We start from the raw sequence: 1205 nt of genomic DNA, 5'->3' as shown, positions 1-1205 counted from the left end.
TGTATTAGTTCAAACAAGATCTGACACATTAGCTTGAAAAAGTGAGAGTTACCCGTTTTGATAAAGGTGCTGAATCTTTAATCAAAACAAACAAAGAGGTAACTCTCATGCTTCATACTAACAACCCAATCATCAAACACAAAGCTGGTTTACTCAATCTGGCCGAAGAACTTGGTAACGTCTCAAAGGCCTGCAAAGTAATGGGCGTTTCGCGAGATACGTTTTATCGCTACCAAGAGCTGGTCGAAGATGGCGGCATTGATGCGCTGATTGATAAGTCACGTAGAGCGCCCAACTTAAAAAATCGCGTCGATGAAGAAACTGAAAAAGCAGTCACGGAGTACGCGGTTGAATACCCCGCTCACGGACAGGTTAGAACCAGTAACGAGTTGCGTAAACAAGGCGTGTTCGTTTCTGCCAGTGGTGTGCGTTCAATCTGGCTGCGCCACGATTTGGAAAACTTCAAAAAGCGCTTGAAAGCGTTGGAAGCAAAAGTCGCCCAAGAAGGCATTATCCTCACGGATGCACAGGTTGCGGCACTTGAAAAGAAAAAGAATGATGATGAGGCCTGTGGTGAAATTGAAACGATGCATCCAGGTTATCTTGGTTCGCAAGATACATTCTATGTCGGTAACCTCAAGGGTGTAGGCCGTATTTACCAACAGACCTTCATCGATACCTACAGCAAGGTAGCGTTTGCGAAGCTCTACACGACCAAAACGCCGATTACCGCGGCTGACATACTTAACGACAAGGTTCTGCCTTACTTCGAACAACATGAGCTTCCTATGCTACGTATACTCACGGATAGAGGCACTGAGTATTGCGGTAAAGTCGAGCATCATGACTATCAGTTATATCTAGCGATAAACGATATCGATCACACAAAAACAAAGGCTATGTCACCTCAGACAAACGGCATCTGTGAGCGATTCCATAAAACGATTTTGAATGAGTTCTATCAGGTTACATTCCGTAAGAAGCTGTATGGGTCGCTAGAGGAATTACAAAAGGATCTAGACGAATGGATGGTTTATTACAATAATGACCGAACCCATCAAGGAAAAATGTGCTGTGGCAGAACGCCACTGGAAACATTATTGGATGGGAAATCGATTTGGGCTGAAAAGAATTTAGCTCAAATCTAAACTGACAGTCACCGATTGAAAAACGGGTAACTGTCAGATCAAGTCTGAGCTAGTACA

General features: G+C 43.8%; 1 protein-coding gene. It reads left to right on the top strand.

The window, feature by feature from the left end:
• Window positions 1-107 precede the first annotated feature (107 nt).
• On the top strand, window positions 108-1148 hold the full coding sequence (locus HUS61_RS21095) for an IS481 family transposase (protein ID WP_175083676.1): 1041 nt from the start codon (window positions 108-110) through the stop codon (window positions 1146-1148).
• Window positions 1149-1205: the final 57 nt, after the last annotated feature.

The sequence above is a fragment of the Pseudoalteromonas sp. 0802 genome, assembly GCF_013350085.1.
GTDB lineage: Bacteria > Pseudomonadota > Gammaproteobacteria > Enterobacterales > Alteromonadaceae > Pseudoalteromonas.
This window is presented reverse-complemented; position numbering and strand designations above follow the sequence as displayed.

Bases quoted from the DNA above. Each gene is read 5' to 3' on its own strand.
- HUS61_RS21095 (WP_175083676.1), top strand. From the start codon at position 108: ATGCTTCATACTAACAACCCAATCATCAAACACAAAGCTGGTTTACTC.